This is a genomic window from Metabacillus lacus, assembly GCF_009674805.1.
In the GTDB taxonomy this organism is placed as follows: Bacteria; Bacillota; Bacilli; order Bacillales; family Bacillaceae; genus Metabacillus_C; species Metabacillus_C lacus.
Window position 1 is genome coordinate 64,670 of the sequence record NZ_WKKI01000008.1, and the last position, 16,727, is coordinate 81,396.

General features: G+C 41.4%; 18 protein-coding genes. 7 read left to right on the plus strand and 11 right to left on the minus strand.

Annotated features, from left to right (window positions below; all coding sequences use genetic code 11):
* Positions 1–59: 59 nt before the first annotated feature.
* From GJU40_RS06875 to GJU40_RS06895, 5 genes are all read left to right on the plus strand, one after another.
* Positions 60–743, plus strand: a complete 684-nt coding sequence (locus tag GJU40_RS06875) for a response regulator transcription factor (protein WP_343031442.1) — start codon at positions 60–62, stop codon at positions 741–743.
* Entirely contained in the window at positions 740–2,149 is a 1,410-nt protein-coding gene (locus GJU40_RS06880) for a sensor histidine kinase (protein WP_154307010.1), read from the plus strand. Before GJU40_RS06875 ends, GJU40_RS06880 begins: the two co-directional genes overlap by 4 nt.
* Positions 2,150–2,316: 167 nt before the next feature.
* Positions 2,317–2,865 (plus strand): SCO family protein, encoded by a 549-nt coding sequence (locus GJU40_RS06885; RefSeq protein WP_154307011.1) that lies wholly within the window; start codon positions 2,317–2,319, stop codon positions 2,863–2,865.
* An 18-nt stretch (positions 2,866–2,883) separates the two neighbouring features.
* A complete protein-coding gene (locus GJU40_RS06890; RefSeq protein WP_154307012.1) occupies positions 2,884–4,278 on the plus strand; it encodes a PepSY-associated TM helix domain-containing protein in 1,395 nt (464 codons plus the stop codon).
* 246 nt (positions 4,279–4,524) lie between these two features.
* Positions 4,525–5,367 carry a methyl-accepting chemotaxis protein gene (locus GJU40_RS06895; protein ID WP_281350670.1) on the plus strand — a complete coding sequence of 281 codons (843 nt, stop codon included), beginning with the start codon at positions 4,525–4,527 and terminating at the stop codon, positions 5,365–5,367.
* Between the two features lie 73 nt (positions 5,368–5,440).
* On the opposite strand, the gene GJU40_RS06900 is transcribed toward GJU40_RS06895, so the two are convergent.
* From GJU40_RS06900 to GJU40_RS20960, 4 genes are all read right to left on the minus strand, one after another.
* On the minus strand, positions 5,441–5,965 hold the full coding sequence (locus GJU40_RS06900; RefSeq protein ID WP_154307013.1) for a DoxX family protein: 525 nt from the start codon (positions 5,963–5,965) through the stop codon (positions 5,441–5,443).
* A 333-nt stretch (positions 5,966–6,298) separates the two neighbouring features.
* A complete protein-coding gene (locus GJU40_RS06905; protein ID WP_343031443.1) occupies positions 6,299–7,144 on the minus strand; it encodes a GNAT family N-acetyltransferase in 846 nt (281 codons plus the stop codon).
* Between the two features lie 42 nt (positions 7,145–7,186).
* A complete protein-coding gene (locus GJU40_RS06910) occupies positions 7,187–8,347 on the minus strand; it encodes a hypothetical protein (protein ID WP_154307014.1) in 1,161 nt (386 codons plus the stop codon).
* A gap of 398 nt (positions 8,348–8,745) precedes the next feature.
* A complete protein-coding gene (locus tag GJU40_RS20960; protein WP_246188291.1) occupies positions 8,746–9,009 on the minus strand; it encodes a hypothetical protein in 264 nt (87 codons plus the stop codon).
* Between the two features lie 374 nt (positions 9,010–9,383).
* On the opposite strand from GJU40_RS20960, the gene GJU40_RS06920 reads away from it, so the two are divergent.
* Complete coding sequence (locus GJU40_RS06920; RefSeq protein ID WP_154307015.1) at positions 9,384–9,752, plus strand: hypothetical protein; 369 nt, start codon at positions 9,384–9,386, stop codon at positions 9,750–9,752.
* 129 nt (positions 9,753–9,881) lie between these two features.
* On the opposite strand, the gene GJU40_RS06925 is transcribed toward GJU40_RS06920, so the two are convergent.
* The 4 genes from GJU40_RS06925 to GJU40_RS06940 form a co-directional block, all read right to left on the minus strand.
* Positions 9,882–10,616 carry an anti-sigma factor gene (locus GJU40_RS06925; RefSeq protein WP_154307016.1) on the minus strand — a complete coding sequence of 245 codons (735 nt, stop codon included), beginning with the start codon at positions 10,614–10,616 and terminating at the stop codon, positions 9,882–9,884.
* On the minus strand, positions 10,613–11,173 hold the full coding sequence (locus GJU40_RS06930; RefSeq protein WP_154307017.1) for an RNA polymerase sigma factor: 561 nt from the start codon (positions 11,171–11,173) through the stop codon (positions 10,613–10,615). Before GJU40_RS06930 ends, GJU40_RS06925 begins: the two co-directional genes overlap by 4 nt.
* 151 nt (positions 11,174–11,324) lie before the next feature.
* Positions 11,325–12,254 (minus strand): class F sortase, encoded by a 930-nt coding sequence (locus GJU40_RS06935; RefSeq protein WP_212029809.1) that lies wholly within the window; start codon positions 12,252–12,254, stop codon positions 11,325–11,327.
* Positions 12,255–12,306: 52 nt separating this feature from the next.
* A complete protein-coding gene (locus GJU40_RS06940; RefSeq protein WP_154307019.1) occupies positions 12,307–13,638 on the minus strand; it encodes a copper amine oxidase in 1,332 nt (443 codons plus the stop codon).
* Positions 13,639–14,198: 560 nt separating this feature from the next.
* Here GJU40_RS06940 and GJU40_RS06945 point away from each other — a divergent pair.
* The gene (locus GJU40_RS06945; protein ID WP_154307020.1) at positions 14,199–14,525 is read left to right on the plus strand and encodes a cyclic-phosphate processing receiver domain-containing protein; all 327 of its coding nucleotides are present in this window, start codon (positions 14,199–14,201) and stop codon (positions 14,523–14,525) included.
* 454 nt (positions 14,526–14,979) lie between these two features.
* Here the strand turns inward: GJU40_RS06945 and GJU40_RS06950 are convergent, their stop codons facing one another.
* The 3 genes from GJU40_RS06950 to GJU40_RS06960 are packed head-to-tail and all read right to left on the minus strand — an operon-like array spanning position 14,980 to position 16,717.
* A complete protein-coding gene (locus GJU40_RS06950; protein ID WP_154307021.1) occupies positions 14,980–16,116 on the minus strand; it encodes a zinc-dependent alcohol dehydrogenase in 1,137 nt (378 codons plus the stop codon).
* A 15-nt stretch (positions 16,117–16,131) separates the two neighbouring features.
* Complete coding sequence (locus tag GJU40_RS06955) at positions 16,132–16,494, minus strand: spore coat protein (RefSeq protein ID WP_246188292.1); 363 nt, start codon at positions 16,492–16,494, stop codon at positions 16,132–16,134.
* Between the two features lie 16 nt (positions 16,495–16,510).
* Positions 16,511–16,717, minus strand: coding sequence for a spore coat protein (locus GJU40_RS06960; protein ID WP_154307022.1), 207 nt, complete (start codon positions 16,715–16,717; stop codon positions 16,511–16,513).
* Positions 16,718–16,727 lie beyond the last annotated feature (10 nt).

Consider the following 16,727-nt stretch of genomic DNA (forward strand, 5'->3'; position numbering starts at 1 on the left):
TCGAAGTAAAATTTCCAACAATCATATTAAAGCAGTCCATAGAAGAGAAGCGAGGAAACATGATGGATAAAGCAAATATACTGCTGATTGAAGACGAAAAGGAAATGCGCTCGCTGTTAAGGACGTTTCTTGAAAAGGACGGCTACACAGTTTTTGAGGCAGTCGACGCAATGCATGCTTTTGAAATACTAGATACTGTAACGCCTGATTTGATGCTCGTCGATGTTATGATGCCTTACCTAAACGGATTTGATTTTGCAGCTGAAGTAAAAAGAGTAAAGAATATCCCGCTTATTTTTGTGTCAGCAAGAGGGGAAGAATGGGACAAAATTAAAGGCTTAAAGCTTGGTGGAGACGACTATATTGTAAAGCCGTTTCATCCTGGGGAACTTCTTGCGAGAATTGAATCTGTGCTAAGAAGAACAAAGTCCCTGAACGTTGAAAATGAAGTCTTTACATCAGGTCCTCTTTCTTTTCAGCTTTCCTCCTACTCAGCAGAGCTGGAAAGAAAGCCGCTCAGCCTTACATTAAAGGAGTTTGAACTGCTTCTCTACCTTGCCAGGAACAAAGGCAGAGTATTTACAAGAGAGCAGCTGCTTCACAATATATGGGGAGATGATTATCAGGGAACTGAACGCACCGTCGATACTCATGTGAAAACTTTACGTCTCAAACTCAAACAGCACAGCTCAATGATTGCGACTGTTTGGGGCATTGGCTATAAATTTGAGGCAGGCACTTGAAAAGTGCACAGCTCACCATCAGCAAAAAAGTTCTCCTCCTCTTGCTGATCTCGAGCGCGGCAGCCATTTTGTTTTCTTTTTTCTTTCTTCATTATTTATATAAGGAATTGTATCTTAACACTGTCAAAGAATCGGTCATATATCAGGGAGAACGAACCGCTTCACATTACCATTACGGAACACTGAGTGATGAAATTATTGAGAAAATTCATTGGTATAACGTTGTATCACAATACGAAGTGGTGGTTATAGATAACCTGGACGATCTATCCAGCTATTTTCCTTATAAAATTAATTACGAATCCCTGCTGGGCGAAGAAGACCGGAGAGCTCTTGAAGCAGGTAAATATGTCATAAAAGATGGCTATGTGAAAGAATTTGACAGAGAAATTGTCGGGGCCGTGTTCCCGGTTTCTAATGGAGAAAGCATGATTGGCTTTATTTATGTTTATGTTCCCCTGGCCGATCTGCTTGAAGTATTTAAGGGCATTATCCCTATCCTGGTCATTGCGGGAACTTTTACATTTCTTCTATTATTTTTCATTCTCAATTCTATGACTCAGACTCTTTTCAGGCCGCTCGAGGAAATTCAGCGTTTGTCAAATGAAGTAGCAAACGGCAATTTTTCATCAAGAGTATTGCTTTATCGTGAAGATGAAATTGGCCAGCTGGCAAAGTCTTTCAATGAAATGAGTTCTTCTCTTGAAAAGCAGGAAGAATACAAAAGAGAGTTTTTAGCAAATGTTGTTCATGAAATGAGGACACCGCTAACCTATATAGGAGGTTATGCCGAAGTATTAAAAAAGGAGATGCATGCATCATCTGCTGACGCCGACCGCTATCTGCAGACTATCGGAAATGAAACACATCGGCTCAGCAAACTGCTGAATGACTTGATTCTGCTGGACCAAATGCAGGACAGTTTATATCAGCTCCACAGAGCACCTCTTTCCGCAGCACAGCTTTTATATGACACTATGAATGTATTTACCCTGCAGATTACCCAGAAAAATTTGGCGGTAGTATCAGAAATTGATGAGAATCTCATTGTGTTTGCTGATGAAAAGCGGATGCAGCAGGTGTATTACAATCTCCTTGATAATGGTATTAAATATGCAGCTGATGGAACAGAGATCAGAGTGAATTTGCGGGCTGAAGGCAATAACATGCACTTTAGTATAACAAATGCCGGCACCACAATTTCCCCTGAAGATCTTCATAAAATAGGAGAGCGTTTCTTCAGAACTGACAAAGCGCGCAATCGGTCAACTGGCGGCACAGGCTTAGGATTGTCCATCGTTAAAGAAATAGTCAGACTGCATGGAGGCAGGTTTACGGTCAACAGCAGCAAAGAGAGCGGCACAACAGCAAGCATATCACTGCCCTTACATGCTTTAGAAGACTGAGTGAATATTCTCAGTCTTTTTTTGTCTCTCATTTGAACACATTGCATTTTCCTGACTTCTTACAAATCGAGCTTACTTTTATTTTTTAAAAATACGTTTTATCCTCACAAAATTTTCACATATCCGCTTTATTCTATGTTTATAGGGGGGAAAGGAGCCGAACATCATTGAAGCATTTCTTTACAGTTATCATTTTACTATGTTTATCTGCCTGTGCTCCCGGCACCAGCAGCGGCTATCACATGCAGGAATTTACATTTAAGAATCAGAAGGGAGAGGATTTTGGGACAGATCAACTAAAAGGCAAGACCTGGATCGCTGACTTTATTTTCACAAATTGCGAAACTGTTTGTCCGCCGATGACTGCAAATATGGCTTTCCTGCAAAGTAAGCTGCAGGAAGCAGGAATAGAGGCGGAATTTGTTTCATTCAGCGTTGACCCCCAGACAGATTCACCCCAAGTACTATCAGATTATCAGCAAAAGTTTTCAGGAAATCCTGAAAACTGGAATATGCTGACCGGCTACACCCAGAAGGAAATAGAAACATTTGCCCGGGAAGCTTTTCAAACACTTGTCCAAAAACCCCAATCCTCTGATCAGGTCATCCATAGTACAAATTTTTACCTGATTGGCCCTGACGGTAAGATTTTAAGAAGTTACAGCTTTACAGAAGGCATATATGCAGAAAAAATCATCAAAGAAATAAAAAAATAATACAGCGGGAGCAGGATTATGCTGACACCAGAAAAACATTTGGAGAACTTACAGAAAAATGAGAAGAAAAAAAGCAGAGCTTCATTCTATCAATCTGTGTGGAGGTGGCATTTTTATGCAGGGTTGTTTGCCTCTCCGTTCCTTATCATCCTGGCATTCAGCGGAGCTGTCTATTTATTTAAACCGCAAATAGAAGCCAGCCTATATCAGGATCAATACTTTTCAGAAGATATTGAAGGCAGAAGACTTTCTCTTCAAACCCAGGTTGAAACGGCAAGAGAACAATTTCCAGAGGGCATTGTGACTTATGTACGAACCTTTGACGATGCAACTCGGACAACGGAGATAGGGGTGCTGCAGCAGGGAACCATGCTGTCTGCGTATATCAGCCCCTATACAGGTGAATTTCAAGGCAGTATAAAGAATCAGGAAAAATTCACAGAAATATTTAAAAAGCTTCACAGTGAGCTGATTATCGGCGGGACCTTTGCAAACAGGCTTGTAGAGCTTGCTGCCTGCTGGACAGTTATCCTGCTGATAACCGGTTTATATTTATGGTTCCCCCGCAGCAGAGCTTCTATATGGGGAACAATCCTTCCGAGACTGCACAAGAAGGGAAGAATCTTTTGGAGAGATATGCACGCAGTACCTGCATTCTGGCTTTCTATCGGAATACTGCTGCTGATTTTAACCGGACTCCCCTGGTCAGGTGTGACGGGTGAAAATATCAAGTGGCTTTCAGATGCCACCAATACAGGATTCCCCAAGTATGCGCACAGCTTCGGCGAAAAGCCGCAGTCAGCCGTGACTTCCGGAGAGGCAGCTGAGGATATTCCTTGGGCGGTAGAAAATATGCCGGTCCCTTCTTCTTCAGCGCCTGCTTATGTCGCTTTGGATATCAATGATATTGATCATATAGCAGCCACGAAAGGAATCGCGAAGCCGTATACCATTTCATACCCTCAAGGAGATACCGGCGTCTATACTATTGCCACCTCCCACTCAAAACCAGGGGACAATGCTACGCTTCATATTGATCAATACAGCGGCGCAGTATTAAGTGATGTGAGATTTGCAGACTTTGGTTTGCTTGGAAAAGCGATCACGCTGGGTATTGCACTGCACGAAGGCAGACTTTTTGGGTTAGCCAACCAGCTTCTCGGTTTGTTAGTCTGCATTGGAATTATCGGGATCGTCATCAGTTCGTTTCTTATGTGGAAAAAACGAAAAACAAAGGGGGCCCTGACTGCTCCGCCTAAACCCCACAATCATAGAACTTCCCTTGTTCTGTTTTTCACCATGCTGGGACTGGGTGTACTTATGCCGCTCGTGGGCATATCCATTATCATCGTTTTCCTTGTGGATACTTTGCTAATTAAGAAAATACCCAGATTAAAAAAATACTTACACTAATATAGATTCATATGCTGCAGCTCAATGTGATTTGGGCTGTTTTCCTTTTGAAAGAAAGCTTGTCCCACTATCCATGGAATTACAGCATAATAAACGCAGCAGTCAGCACCAGCAACAAAATCAGCCAAAGTAATGGAAAATTAGTAAACTCATTTTCCATGTTATTTGTAACACATGTTTGTTTTTACATTTTTGTAAAGCTGCCGATATCAATAGAGTAGATCAACATAGAAGGAAGGTATTTACTTGATAGCTCAAAATCATCAACTGAAGTCTTCAATAGAATTCCTTAAGCAATTAAACAATTCAATATCAATTCTTGCACCCATGCTTCCCAATGTTGCAGTAGGAATAACAGATCGAGAGCAATGGCTCGATTATTTTCCCAGCAGCAAAATTGATATTGGGGTCAGAAAAGGCACTAAAATTAACCCAAAAGAACCGCTGGCTGACTGTATTAAACATAACCGTTATATTCAAGAAGAAGTGCCGGAAGAATTTTTCGGATTTTCCTTTACCGGTTTCGCTAACCCTATCGTATACGAAGGCAGGGTCATAGGCGCGGTTGCGGTTCAGATACAAGAACAAAATGAAAGAAAACTCCGTGAGATTTCAGAACAGATTGTAGGCGCGATTCAACATGCAAATGAGAGACTGCACGGTGTTCAGCAGGGTGCTGAGGGGTTGAAGGAAATCAGCGCAAATCTTATGCAGCAATCTAACTCGGCAGGGCAGGAGATGAAAAAAACCCAAGAAGTATTAACATTTATCAAGAAGATTGCTGATCAAACAAATCTCCTTGGACTAAATGCTTCTATAGAAGCTGCGCGGGCTGGTGAAATGGGCAAAGGATTTGACGTAGTAGCCAAGGAAATCCGCAAGCTGTCTCATGAGACTGTTCAATCTACTGACCAAATAAGAGAAACACTTGTGAATCTGCAGGCTTGTATTCACGAAATGGCGGAGTCCATTGAAAAGGTAGTTTCAGTGGGAAGAGATCAGGCTCTTTCGACGCAGGAAATTCTAAATTTTGTAGATGTAGTTGAGGAAATGGGCTTGCAACTTAAATCTCATGCCAGCAAGCTATGAAGAGATCTTTCTACCAGCAAAGATAAACAGCTTGAGGAAACTACTCTTCCACAAGCTGTTTCGCTCTTTAAATTTAATGTACCACGGCGTTACCGCCTGTTTTTCCTTTACCATTACGATGCTGATTTCCTCGCTTTACAACCTTTTTAATATAAGGAATCAGCACTCTGTCTCCGCCCCATGCATACGCATCTTTTCTAACAAAGAGCAGGATAAAAGCTGCGGTGATAAGAATCGGATTTGTACTAACTGTTCCTGCCAGTAAAAAGTTTAAATTCATAAAGGCGGCCGCAAGCAGTGCAGGAATTGTTGCCACTCCTAAAATAAGTCCGATGCCGACAAGTACTTCTCCCCATGGAATCAGTATGTTAAACAGCTTCACATTTGGAAGAGCGAAACCTTCCAGAAAAGCAGCGTACCAGCCCGCAACCGCAGGAGAATCTCCTGCTGCTTTTGCGATTGCTCCGTGCAAAAATCCTTCTGCGTCAAACCCATCCACAACCTTATACCACCCTGCTTCCAGCCACTTTACTCCCAGCCAGATTCTCAACACAGTCCATGCCATTGCAGCCAGTTGATGCTCATGCCATTTTCTCATTGTAGCACTCTCCTTCATTATTATTTTGTGAAATATTTCACATAATGATTTAAAAAAATATTGCTGCCTGTTTCAGTCCATCTTTTTCTTTTTGGTTATGTTGATTGTGAAATGTTTCACATTATCTTTACACCCTTATTATACCCCTTTTTCTTTATTCTTTACACCTCTCGTTAAAATAAAAGTACACTTTTTGAACATTCTATGTAAAATTTACAACGTCACAAGCTATGGAAGAGTCACCTGAAAAGTGTTTACAGTAAGGAAGTTCCGCTAAGTGTACGGCATCCAGTGAACTGGTACCAACTCAAAAAACCCTCCATCGCTGGAGAGCTAGTGAACCAAATAATAATCTTGAGCATCGTAGGTTTTGAATCCGCATGTTTCATAAAGTTTTAAGGCGTACGTGTTTTCTGCTTCCACTTCAAGATAAATCTTGTTTTGTTTTTGAGTTTGTTCCCGTATAATGACTGCCAGCGTTTTTCGGCCGATTCCTTTTCCTTGCTCTTTTGGAGTAACAGCAAAACCGTAGATCCAGGCTTCTCCATCTTCTTCCCATATCCGGACTTTGCCTGCTGCGGTTCCTTTATGTTCAATTATGCAATAGGCAGACTGATGATCTGCATTCAGCTGTTTACGGTATCTTTCCGCTTCACTTCGTTTATAACCGAAGCAATCTACATCAAGCTGAACTTCAAGGTCAAAATCTTCGTCTCGGGAAGGACGCAGTGATACATCTGATGAATCAAGAAGTGTACCGCCCTCCCATTTCATCTGATATTCCGCTATGAGGAAGACTGCACTCGTTCCTTCGATAAACATCCTGGCAGAATCCGATTTGGCAGGCGCGTTCAGTAAAATTTTTTGATACTCCAGTTTCCTTGCTTCGTTGATGGCATCCCCAAGCATTTGAGAGAAGATTCCTCTTCTGCGGTAAGCCGGGTCCACCATTCCGCAAATCTCTGCTTTGTTTCCAAATCCGTAAATGGCAGCAAAAGCAATCAATTCTCCATGTTCATATAAAAAGAAGTCTTGTTTTAAGCCGGTCTCCCGTTTCCGAAGCATATCCCAATTCAGCTTCAGTTCAATACCATCGAATGTTTCACATACTTCCTGCAGCTTTTTAATCTCACTAAGCTGGTTTTCATTCAGCATTGCGTAATCCTCTTCTCTATCCACGAACAATATTTCCCGTGAGAACCATGGCTGCTTCTTTGTCTGTTAATGGATTATTTCAAAATCATACAAATGAACACGGCTATTTTGATTAACGATTTTGCCAATATCTTTAACCGGGGTTACTTCCGTAAGCTTGCCGTCCTGCAATCTGTATTTTTCAATCATACCGTCCTGCCCTCGATTCATAGAAAAAAGGAATATTGAGTCTCCCTCAAACTGCAAATTTTTGAGCCCTGAATTTACCGATTTAGAGTTTAGATTGTATGATCCTTCTATCTTTCCATTCTTTTTATTAATTTTTACTACTTCTCCAAAACCATCGGCGAAATAGATAAAATCATTCTTTAAGTAAGCAGGTATTCGGTCAAAAGGGACAGCTTGATGAGCTTGTTCTTTGTATTTTCTATAGGTTTTTATATCAAAAGTTTCAACCACTTTATTTTTTTGATTAATTTTCGCAAGCTGATAAACAGCTTCGCCCTTTGCTCCATTAAAGAGGAAGTAAATAAATTCATCATCAACCATTAATTGTGATAAAGGACTAGCATTCTTACCTAATGATACCTCAGCTACTTCTTCTATTTTCATTTTATTTCCTAAATGAATTTTTTTAAATTTGAACTGTCGTGACTTATCTGCATCATGCGTCTGGGCAGTAAAAATTGTATCGTCATAAAAACCTTTTTCTCTAATATAGTACGGTATAACGTCAGATTTCATTTGGCGCCCGATATTCCAATACACTTCAGATTTATAGCTCTTACCATCATCTGCATATCCCGAGTTATAAATAGTATAGAATGAACCAGTCTTGTTTATATATCCATTTTGATCTCCAGTGTGCTGTGAATTGCGTTTGTACTTCCCTGCTTTATTGCCTAAAATAAAAATATTTTCTTTATCCTCTATGAGTACTTGATCGTCATGGACTGCAACAGAACCTAGTTCAAGTGGCTTCATACTCCGGTAAGAGATTTCACCTTTTTGATCAACAAAAAATGCTATGCTTTTTCCAGGATTTATATCAATAGTTGTTGAAAAAAATAGTATGGCTTTTTTATCTGTTAGAAAATTCTTTTTGGACATCATTCCTTCCTCCGCTGAATATTTCCACGAATTTACATTCAGATAAATGTATGTAATTCCGGAAACTAACACCACAATAGAAATAAATATCAGCCAGATTTTCTTTCTGCTTTTCATTATACCAAGTCCCTACTAAGGATTTCAGAATTGGAGGCAAAACCTCCTCCTCCAATTCTGATATTAGTAATCTTATTGTACAGTATGAATGGTGGTGGTATATATTGATGAGGTTATATCTCTAGGATAAACCCCTAATCCTCCATTGCTATCAATGTCAATATCAGCAGCTTGCGTAAATGCAGACCATAAAAGCTTGGAGCAGTTCTTGTCTCCTTCATGTGGAGTGGTCCGATTTGTAGCAAAATTGTAGGAGTATTTGTCTCCTTTATGCGACCTAGCCCAATACGCAGCGCGGTCTCGCTTATCTGTTGCAACCTTTTGAACAAAAGCCCCTGCTTCAACATTGCGTCCTCTATAATCAATAACGCGAACGCCTATTTCTGGAACTGCTTCGGTTATTTCATTAGTCTTGGTTTAGATTCCGACGTGCCCATGGTTATAGTATGCAATATATGCATTGGTATATATTTTTCTCCTGCAGACCCCCCAAGCATTACCATTCCTTCTTCTGTAGGAGCGTTGGTATTCTTTGCAAGAATGTCCCCCTCCTTTTTACCATCCATAAGTTCTTTATGCATTTGTTCTAATGTCTCGCTTGGAGTTAGTCCTAATTGTCTAGAAGCATCATCAGCAGACCGAATAACTTCTTCACTACTCAAATTCTAATACTCACTTAAATCTTGAACAAATAGCGAATCTGATGCTTGTGCTGGTGAGAACGCAGAAAATGACAACAAATTACAAGATAATACAACTTCGGGCAATAACTTTTTACTTTTCACACTCATTCTGTTCTTTGGATAAATATAAATAATAGCATTTAATTGTATATATTTCCTTTTTTGTATACCTAACAGATTATATACTCCGGAAGATAATTAATATAGTCAATTACTATTTTTCCCTATTAAAATAGTATTTGGATCCGAAGAAAAACGATGGAGAGGAAGATCCCCTTTTTCACGAATTTACATTTGGAGATATAGGGGCGAATGGAAGAAAACTGCTTCAGCATGTACATAAAGGAGATTATTTGTTTTTTCATACAACCATCCACCATAAGCGATACATAACGGCTTTTTATGAAATAGAGACCGTCATGCCCATTGGTGAAGCGAAAAGCAATCCGCTGATTAAAAACAAATACCAAAATCCATATTTACAGCAGAAACACAAGAGCCTAGAAAAGCTCTGCTTCCGGAAAGCTAAACAGCAGAAAGATGATAAGGTGAAATACTGGCTTTATCTGTTGCGGCTTACCTTGACCTTATCTACGGATGGAATTTGGAAAAGGTTTCAATTTGTTTCTCTAAATCTGCTGTGGCAAAAACTGCATTGCCTAATTTTAAAGAGATCGCAAAAAAAGAAACGCCCAACAGGTACCCCCTCAGTCAGATGCTGATAATCTATGGGAACAGAAACAGCAAAACGCTGTTAACTGCCATGGATCATATAGTTGACAAGATTCTTTGCCCAGCTCCAGCCCAACAGCCTTTTCTGCTGAAAAAGAAAAAGAGCCATATGGCCCTTTTTACAGTTCTCCCGCCAGCACAACTTCTCCTTGTGGTGCAGGAAGGTTTGGTTCATTTTCTATTGTGACAGCAAGCGTATGCCAGTTTTCTCTCTTTTCACCAAGATTATATACAAGGCTTCCTTTTCCTGTTTCGTCAGGTGTGAAATAGCCGGTCGGCTCAGGTGTCTCTCCCACAATCAGCCAGGCCTGATAATACTGCCCTTCTTCTAAAGGAGGAAGATTTGCCGCCTGAAGAATAATTTTTTGCTCACCCTGCTGTGAGGTAAGCAGCATTGCCATAGCGTACACGGATGAATCCGGTGAAGTTGGCTGAAGAGAGAGTGCATCTGCCACGACTTCCTGAGGCAGCTGTTCACTGTCAGGAGGAGAATTTAATAAATATATATTTCCCGCCAGAGAGAGCATCAGTGCGGCAGCCATGCCAATGAAAGGCCCTTTTCCCCACGAAGCTATTCCTTTTTGAGGAACTTCTTCAGTAGTCTGTTTCACTGTACCTTGACTACTCTTTGTTTCACCATACACATTTTCCAAAATGCGTGTTTTCATTTCTCGAGGAGGATCCACAGGCTCAGACAAATAAGGCAGATTTTCAGTTAAGTCCATAAGCTCCCGATATTCTTCTTCACATTGTTTACAACCTGCCATATGCTGCTCAAATGCTTCTTTGTCCTGTTCAGTTAATGAACGGCTTATATAATCAATGAGGTGATCGCATTGTTTTTTATCTGTCATTGCAAATCCCTCCCTTCAGCGCTCATATGATCTCTTAAATGTTTTAAAGCCAAGCGTATTCTCCCCTTCACAGTCCCAAGCGGAATTTCACACTGATTTGAAATGTTCTGTTGACTAAGTCCTTTAAAGTAGAATAAGTCAATAATTTTTTGCTGATCTTTTTTCAGTTGTTTGACAGCTGCCAATATACTGCTGCGCTCTTCCTGCCACTCCACTTCTTCCGCTGCTGAAGCTGCAGGCTGCCTTGCATCGTCCTTTTCTAGCAGTTCAAAATGTTCATGCCGCTTATTTTTCCTAATCAGATCAATCGCTTTAAACCTGGCCATTGTCAGCAGCCAGGATGAGAACTTCCCCTTGCTTTCATCATATTTCTCAGCTTCATTCCAAAGCTTAAGAAAAATATCCTGGACCACTTCTTCCGCCAGGCTTTCATCTCTTGTCATTTTATAGGCAAAAGAGTACAGGAGCTTTTCATAACGGTCATATAGTGCTTCGAATGCTATCTTATCTTTTTGCAACGATCTTTTGTATAATGCTGCATCATCAATATCAACCATATGTTTCTCCTTTAATTAAAATTTACCAAATTTACTATATCATTACTGCGGGACGGAGGATAGGAAAAATAGACTACTGCCGGTAAAAGTGCCCAGTCATGTAAGAAGATAAAAAATAGCGACCGTTATATACGCTCACTATTTTTCAACTTTATGGGCTGTTCTCATTCGTAAGGACAGCTTGTGAAGGTTCTGATTCATTGCCGTACACATCTACCGCTGTAACATAATAGACAGAGGAATCCAGATTCTCTATTGTAAAGCTTTTCCGCTCATGTGCAGAAATACTTTTTATATGACTGAAGTTTTCAGCAGAGTCTCCACGATAAATCCGGTAGCCTGCAATTTCCTCATCTCTCACTGCATGCCAGGTAAGAAACGACCCTTGAATCTGAACATTTTGAGGGCTTTTCGGAAAGAGCTCCAGTTTATTTTCTTTTAAGACTGTAAATACAACCAGCCTTTCTTCATGCGTTCCTTCTGCTCTATTAAAGGTGCCCGAACAGGTAATAACATTTAAACTTTTCTGATCTGATGGGCCGAAAATTTCCTGAATGGGGGCATCGCTGCGGGGAAAACTTTCTTTTTTCTGAACTATAAAAGTCAGCGTTTTTCCTTTTTGATCCTTCACCATAATTTCATCATCTTTTTCCAGATGGCCCAGGTTAAAAAAAACAGCCGGACCAGTTTTGCTGTCCACATGTCCTGCGAGTACTGCATTTCCTTTTTCGCCAGGCATTACGCCGGGCTGAAACCAGCCAACCTGCTGAATATCCCCTGGAACACCCATCTGGCCATTTTCCAATATGCCCACAGCTTCAATTGCTGCGTTTACTTTGAGCTTTGGAATTTCAATGAAAGCCGGTTCAATTGGCTGAACAGCTTCCGCCCTTTTTTTAACCTGTTCTTTTATTAACCGGAATTCATCCCCTTGACTCGGAGGCTTTCTATTGATTAACTCCCCTGCCTGCATCTCTTCTCCTCCATCTGAAGAGAGTGAAGAGGAGATAAAGCCAGTGTTGTAGCCTGCAAGAATCAGACAAAGTATACTGCTGATTCCTAATATAGAAGCTCTTTTCAAATTCATCACCCTCCATTTGGAAAAGAAGAGAGGGAACTCCTCTCTTCCTCAATTATTCTGCTGTTTCTGTTTTCCTTCTTGCTGCAAAGCCGGCTCCGATTGCAAAAGCCGCAGCGATTCCTGCCCACATCATTCCTGCAGTATTTGAAGTCCCGCCCATGCCTGTTTTCGGCATTTCTTCAGGTACAGCTGTGCCTGCAAATTTCTCTGGCATCTGAGTAACAATGGCATTTCCCAACGCTTCTCCTACACCGTACATAAGTGCATAGCCTTCGCGGAATGTGCTGTAAGCTTCTTGAAACTCACCGGATGAATATTGTTCAAACGTTTTGATTACAGTTTCTTCATGTGCTTTTACTGCCGCTTGGGCATCTTCTTCAGGAAGATTTCCCTCTGTTGCAGCTGACAGAAAGCTTCCAAAGTTAGCAGAAAAGGCATGAAGTTTTTCCTTAGCTGCTTTTTCACCCTCTTCATTTCCTTCAAGTGAAGCACTTACAAGCTCTGCCTGTGCATTAATGTGTCCATCCTGCCAAACCTTTTCAAATTGTGCAGCACCTTCTTCACCATATATGCCGGCCAAAGCTTCTTTAAATTCAGCGGTATTTTCATCCTCTGCCCAGCTGACAAAGTCATAATCCTCGCTTTTGTCATATCCTTTTTGCATGCCGATTGCAGCTAGAGCAAAATGTTCCGCAGCCAGGCTGTTTAACGTTGACCGAAGCTCTGCTGCCGGTTCGTCTACTTTGGTATGTTGGAATTTTTCAGGCATTTGAGCAACGATTGCTCCTGAAAGAGCCTTGCTGATCACATACATATGTTTATAGCCTTCTCTGAAGGTTTTATAGGCTTTTTCATATTCACCTGCTGCATAATAATCAAAAACATTCAGTACTTGTTCTTCATGAAGCCGAATTGCTTCTTCTGCAGCTGTTTTTGGAAGATTTCCTTCTGTAGCAGTATCAAGAAATGTTGAAAACTCCTGCACAAACTCTTCCACTTCTTTTTCTGCTGCATCGCGGGCAGCACCATCATTTTCTTTCGCTGCAGCTACAAGATCAGCCGTATAGTCGTTATGTCCCCCGAATATTCTTTGAAACTCGGCGGCTCCCTCTTCACCATATACAGAGGCAACAGCCGGCGTCATATCTGCTGCATTTTGGTCGAGTGCATCCATGGCCTGTTCAGCATCTTCTGCAGAATCAAATGATTTCGTCATTGCCGTAACAGCTAATACATAATGTTCTGAAAGCAAATGGTCAAATGTTGATCTTAAATCAGCTGCGGGCGTACTAACTGTTGGATTTTCCATAGCCTTCGCTCCGCCTGCTCCCGGAACAATCAGTGACATTGCAAGCAGGGGTGCTATCATTCTTTTCAATTTCATTTCTACACTCTCCTCATTTTTTGTTTTTGTTATTTTCATAAAGCTAACGAAACAAAAATGAATTTGGATCAGTTTTTTTAAAAAAATTTTGAAATAAAGAGGCAAATGCGAGGTAGAACCTGTCAAATGCTGAGAATGTGGGGAGCTTTTTCGCTAAGGCATAGACGGAGAATTTTCGCTTAAGTAACAAATATTATAAAAAAAGCAGTGAATAGCCGGTGGCATTCCGTCTATCTGCTTCAACAGCATGAAATAAAGGGCTTTTCATCGGCTTAACCGGAAAAGCTTCCTTTATTTTCACGAAAAAAAGCGGAATATTGAACTTAACCGGAATAGCTCCGCTTATTTTTCGTTGGAAGATTGCCTAAAACAAAGATTAACGTTTTTGCTCAGACTAGTAACTGTCTGAGAAAACAGAGTGGAAAGTAAATGTTGAAGTATAAAAAAGAAAATCCCATGAAAATCTGGAGATACAATCATTCTAAATTTTCAAAATATTTTTGTGATATATTTCATTTTGTGTTAGACTATAATAGTGCCTTGATAAGGGGGAGATCGGTTTGAACAAAATTAATGTATTTCTTGACGATTACCGCAAGTGCCCCGACGGATATCAGTTGGCTGAGACAATTGACGATTGCCTGGTTTTAATGTCAACCTATGATATAGGACTTCTTTCACTGGATCATGATTTGCTATGCAAGACAAGAAACGGATTACTTCTTGTTGAAATAATGGTGAGAAAGCAGCTGTTTGCTGACAATATAACAATTCATTCCGCTAATGCTTCCGGCGGAAAAGCAATGTACCGTTATCTGAAGCAGGCTCAGGAAGACTGGCAGATGCCCAGAAGCATCCCGGTGCGCCTGAGACCGCTGCCAATCTAGAAAAGCGGAAGCGCCCGACTAGCGGCGTATGGACTGGAGCACCCTAATCCAGCTGCGGCTCCTAGTCCCTTGAGTCATAAGCTGTACTGCTATGCGGCAAATCCCGCCGCGCCGCATTCCATCTTATGCTTGTCGGTCCTGGGCAGTCGCCTCCGCTTTTTGCGTCTGAGATAAAGGAAACACGAAGAGCAAAAGCGATTACATGTTGACTTATCGCAGGGAAGGGGGCGAAGTCCAATAGCCGCTGGGCGCTGGCCGGCTAAGATCGGCACATCCTGTGCCAATGCCGGCACTAGGACGTCCTGTCCGTCGCAGCTAGACAATGAAAAGCGGAAGCGCCCGACTAGCGGCGTATGGACTGGAGCACCCTGACATATTGCTGGAGAGAAAAACAAACCGGATCAAGCTCTGCTTGCTCCGGTTTTTTTATTGTGCAAACCATCTTGTACTGTCTTTATGGTTTGAGGATGACTTTTATACAGTCTTCGGTTTTCGTGTCAAATACTTCATAGCCTTTTTCCGCTTCGTCAAGAGGCATCACGTGCGTGACAATATCAGAGGGATCTACACTGCCGTCTGCTATTAAGCCGTATAAATATGGCATATAAGGAATAACCGGTGCCTGTCCCATTTTTAAATTAATATTTCTGTTAAACAAATTACCGAGAGGAAAAGCATTGTATCTTCCTCCATACGCACCTGTTACCTGTATCACTCCGCCTTTGCGGACTGCCTGCGCAGCCATCACTAGCGACTGCATCGAGCCTCCCTGCATCTTGACACCAGTTGCCAGGTATTCCATCGGCGTCATCTTTCCGTCCATTCCAACACAGTCGACCACTACGTCTGCACCCCCGTTTGTGATCTCCTTTAAATGGAGCCCCATATCTTCTTTATCCTCAAAATTAAAAATTTCCACTTTATTATGTTTTTTTGCGTGCTTCAGCCTGTAACCGACATAATCAACAGCAATTACGCGTTTAGCACCTTTCAGCCATGCAAATTTTTGAGCAAGCAGCCCTACAGGACCGCATCCCAGCACGATGACTGTATCGCCCTCTTTCACCCCAGCATTATCAATGGACCAATATGCTGTTCCCATTGCATCCGCCAGCAGCACAAGACTCTCATCCTTTACTTCACTATTCTCAGGAATTTTAAAGGGAGTAAAATTTCCGTACGGGACACGCAGATATTCAGCCTGGCCTCCTGCATATCCTCCAAACGTTTCCGAATATCCAAAAAATCCGCCGCTGTCGCCGTGAGGGTTGGAGTTATCACATTGGCTGGTTAAGTCCATTTTGCAATACAAGCATTCTCCGCAGCTGACGTTAAAAGGAATAATGACTCTGTCCCCTTTTTTTACTTTGGTCACATTTCTTCCTGTTTCCTCTACAACACCCATAGGTTCATGTCCAATGACATAGTCTTCAGGAAAATTGGGCATCATTCCATGAATTAAGTGTAAATCGGAACCGCAGATGGCAGTTGTCGTGACCCTGACAATAATATCATCATGATTTTCAATTTTGGGATCACTTACTTCCTTCACCCTAACGTCCTTGATTCCTTGAAAAGTAACAGCCTTCATCAGTATCCTCCTTTTTTACTCGCCTAAATCTGCCATCATTCCCCGCTTTGATGTATCATCGGCATACAGCTTCATTGCACCGATCATCAGCGCTGCTTCTACAGACTTTTTGTCCAGTTTGAACTGATCTGTAACTTCATAGGGATGAAGCCACCCTTTTGAAATCATAAAGTTTGATGTTTCCTCATGAAGGTCAATTGCGAGGTCCAGCTGTTTTTTTAACAATTTGCGCAGCGCAGGTGTAGCAGTTTCAGTTAAGGCAATGGCCGTGTTTCTTACAGCAGTTTTCGTCATAAGTAAAAACTCCAGTGCAAGTGTGGTATCAGCCAATTCCGGCATACCTTCCGCGTTTTCAACTTCCAGGTAATCTTTAATCAAGAAAGACCCCTCCTTTCTATTGAATTTCCTCCTCAGGCAGCAATGCCTGTAATGCTGTGATTGCAACAATTGACTGCTTCACATCTTTATCCATCAAGGCCCGCAGATCCTGATCAAAAACAAGGCCCTGAAGCATCTTGGATTTAACAAGGCTGACCGTTTTAAAATTAACCAGTTCATGCACTTCCATCATTTCGTGAATTCCAAGTTTTTTCATTGTCATCACCTCCGTA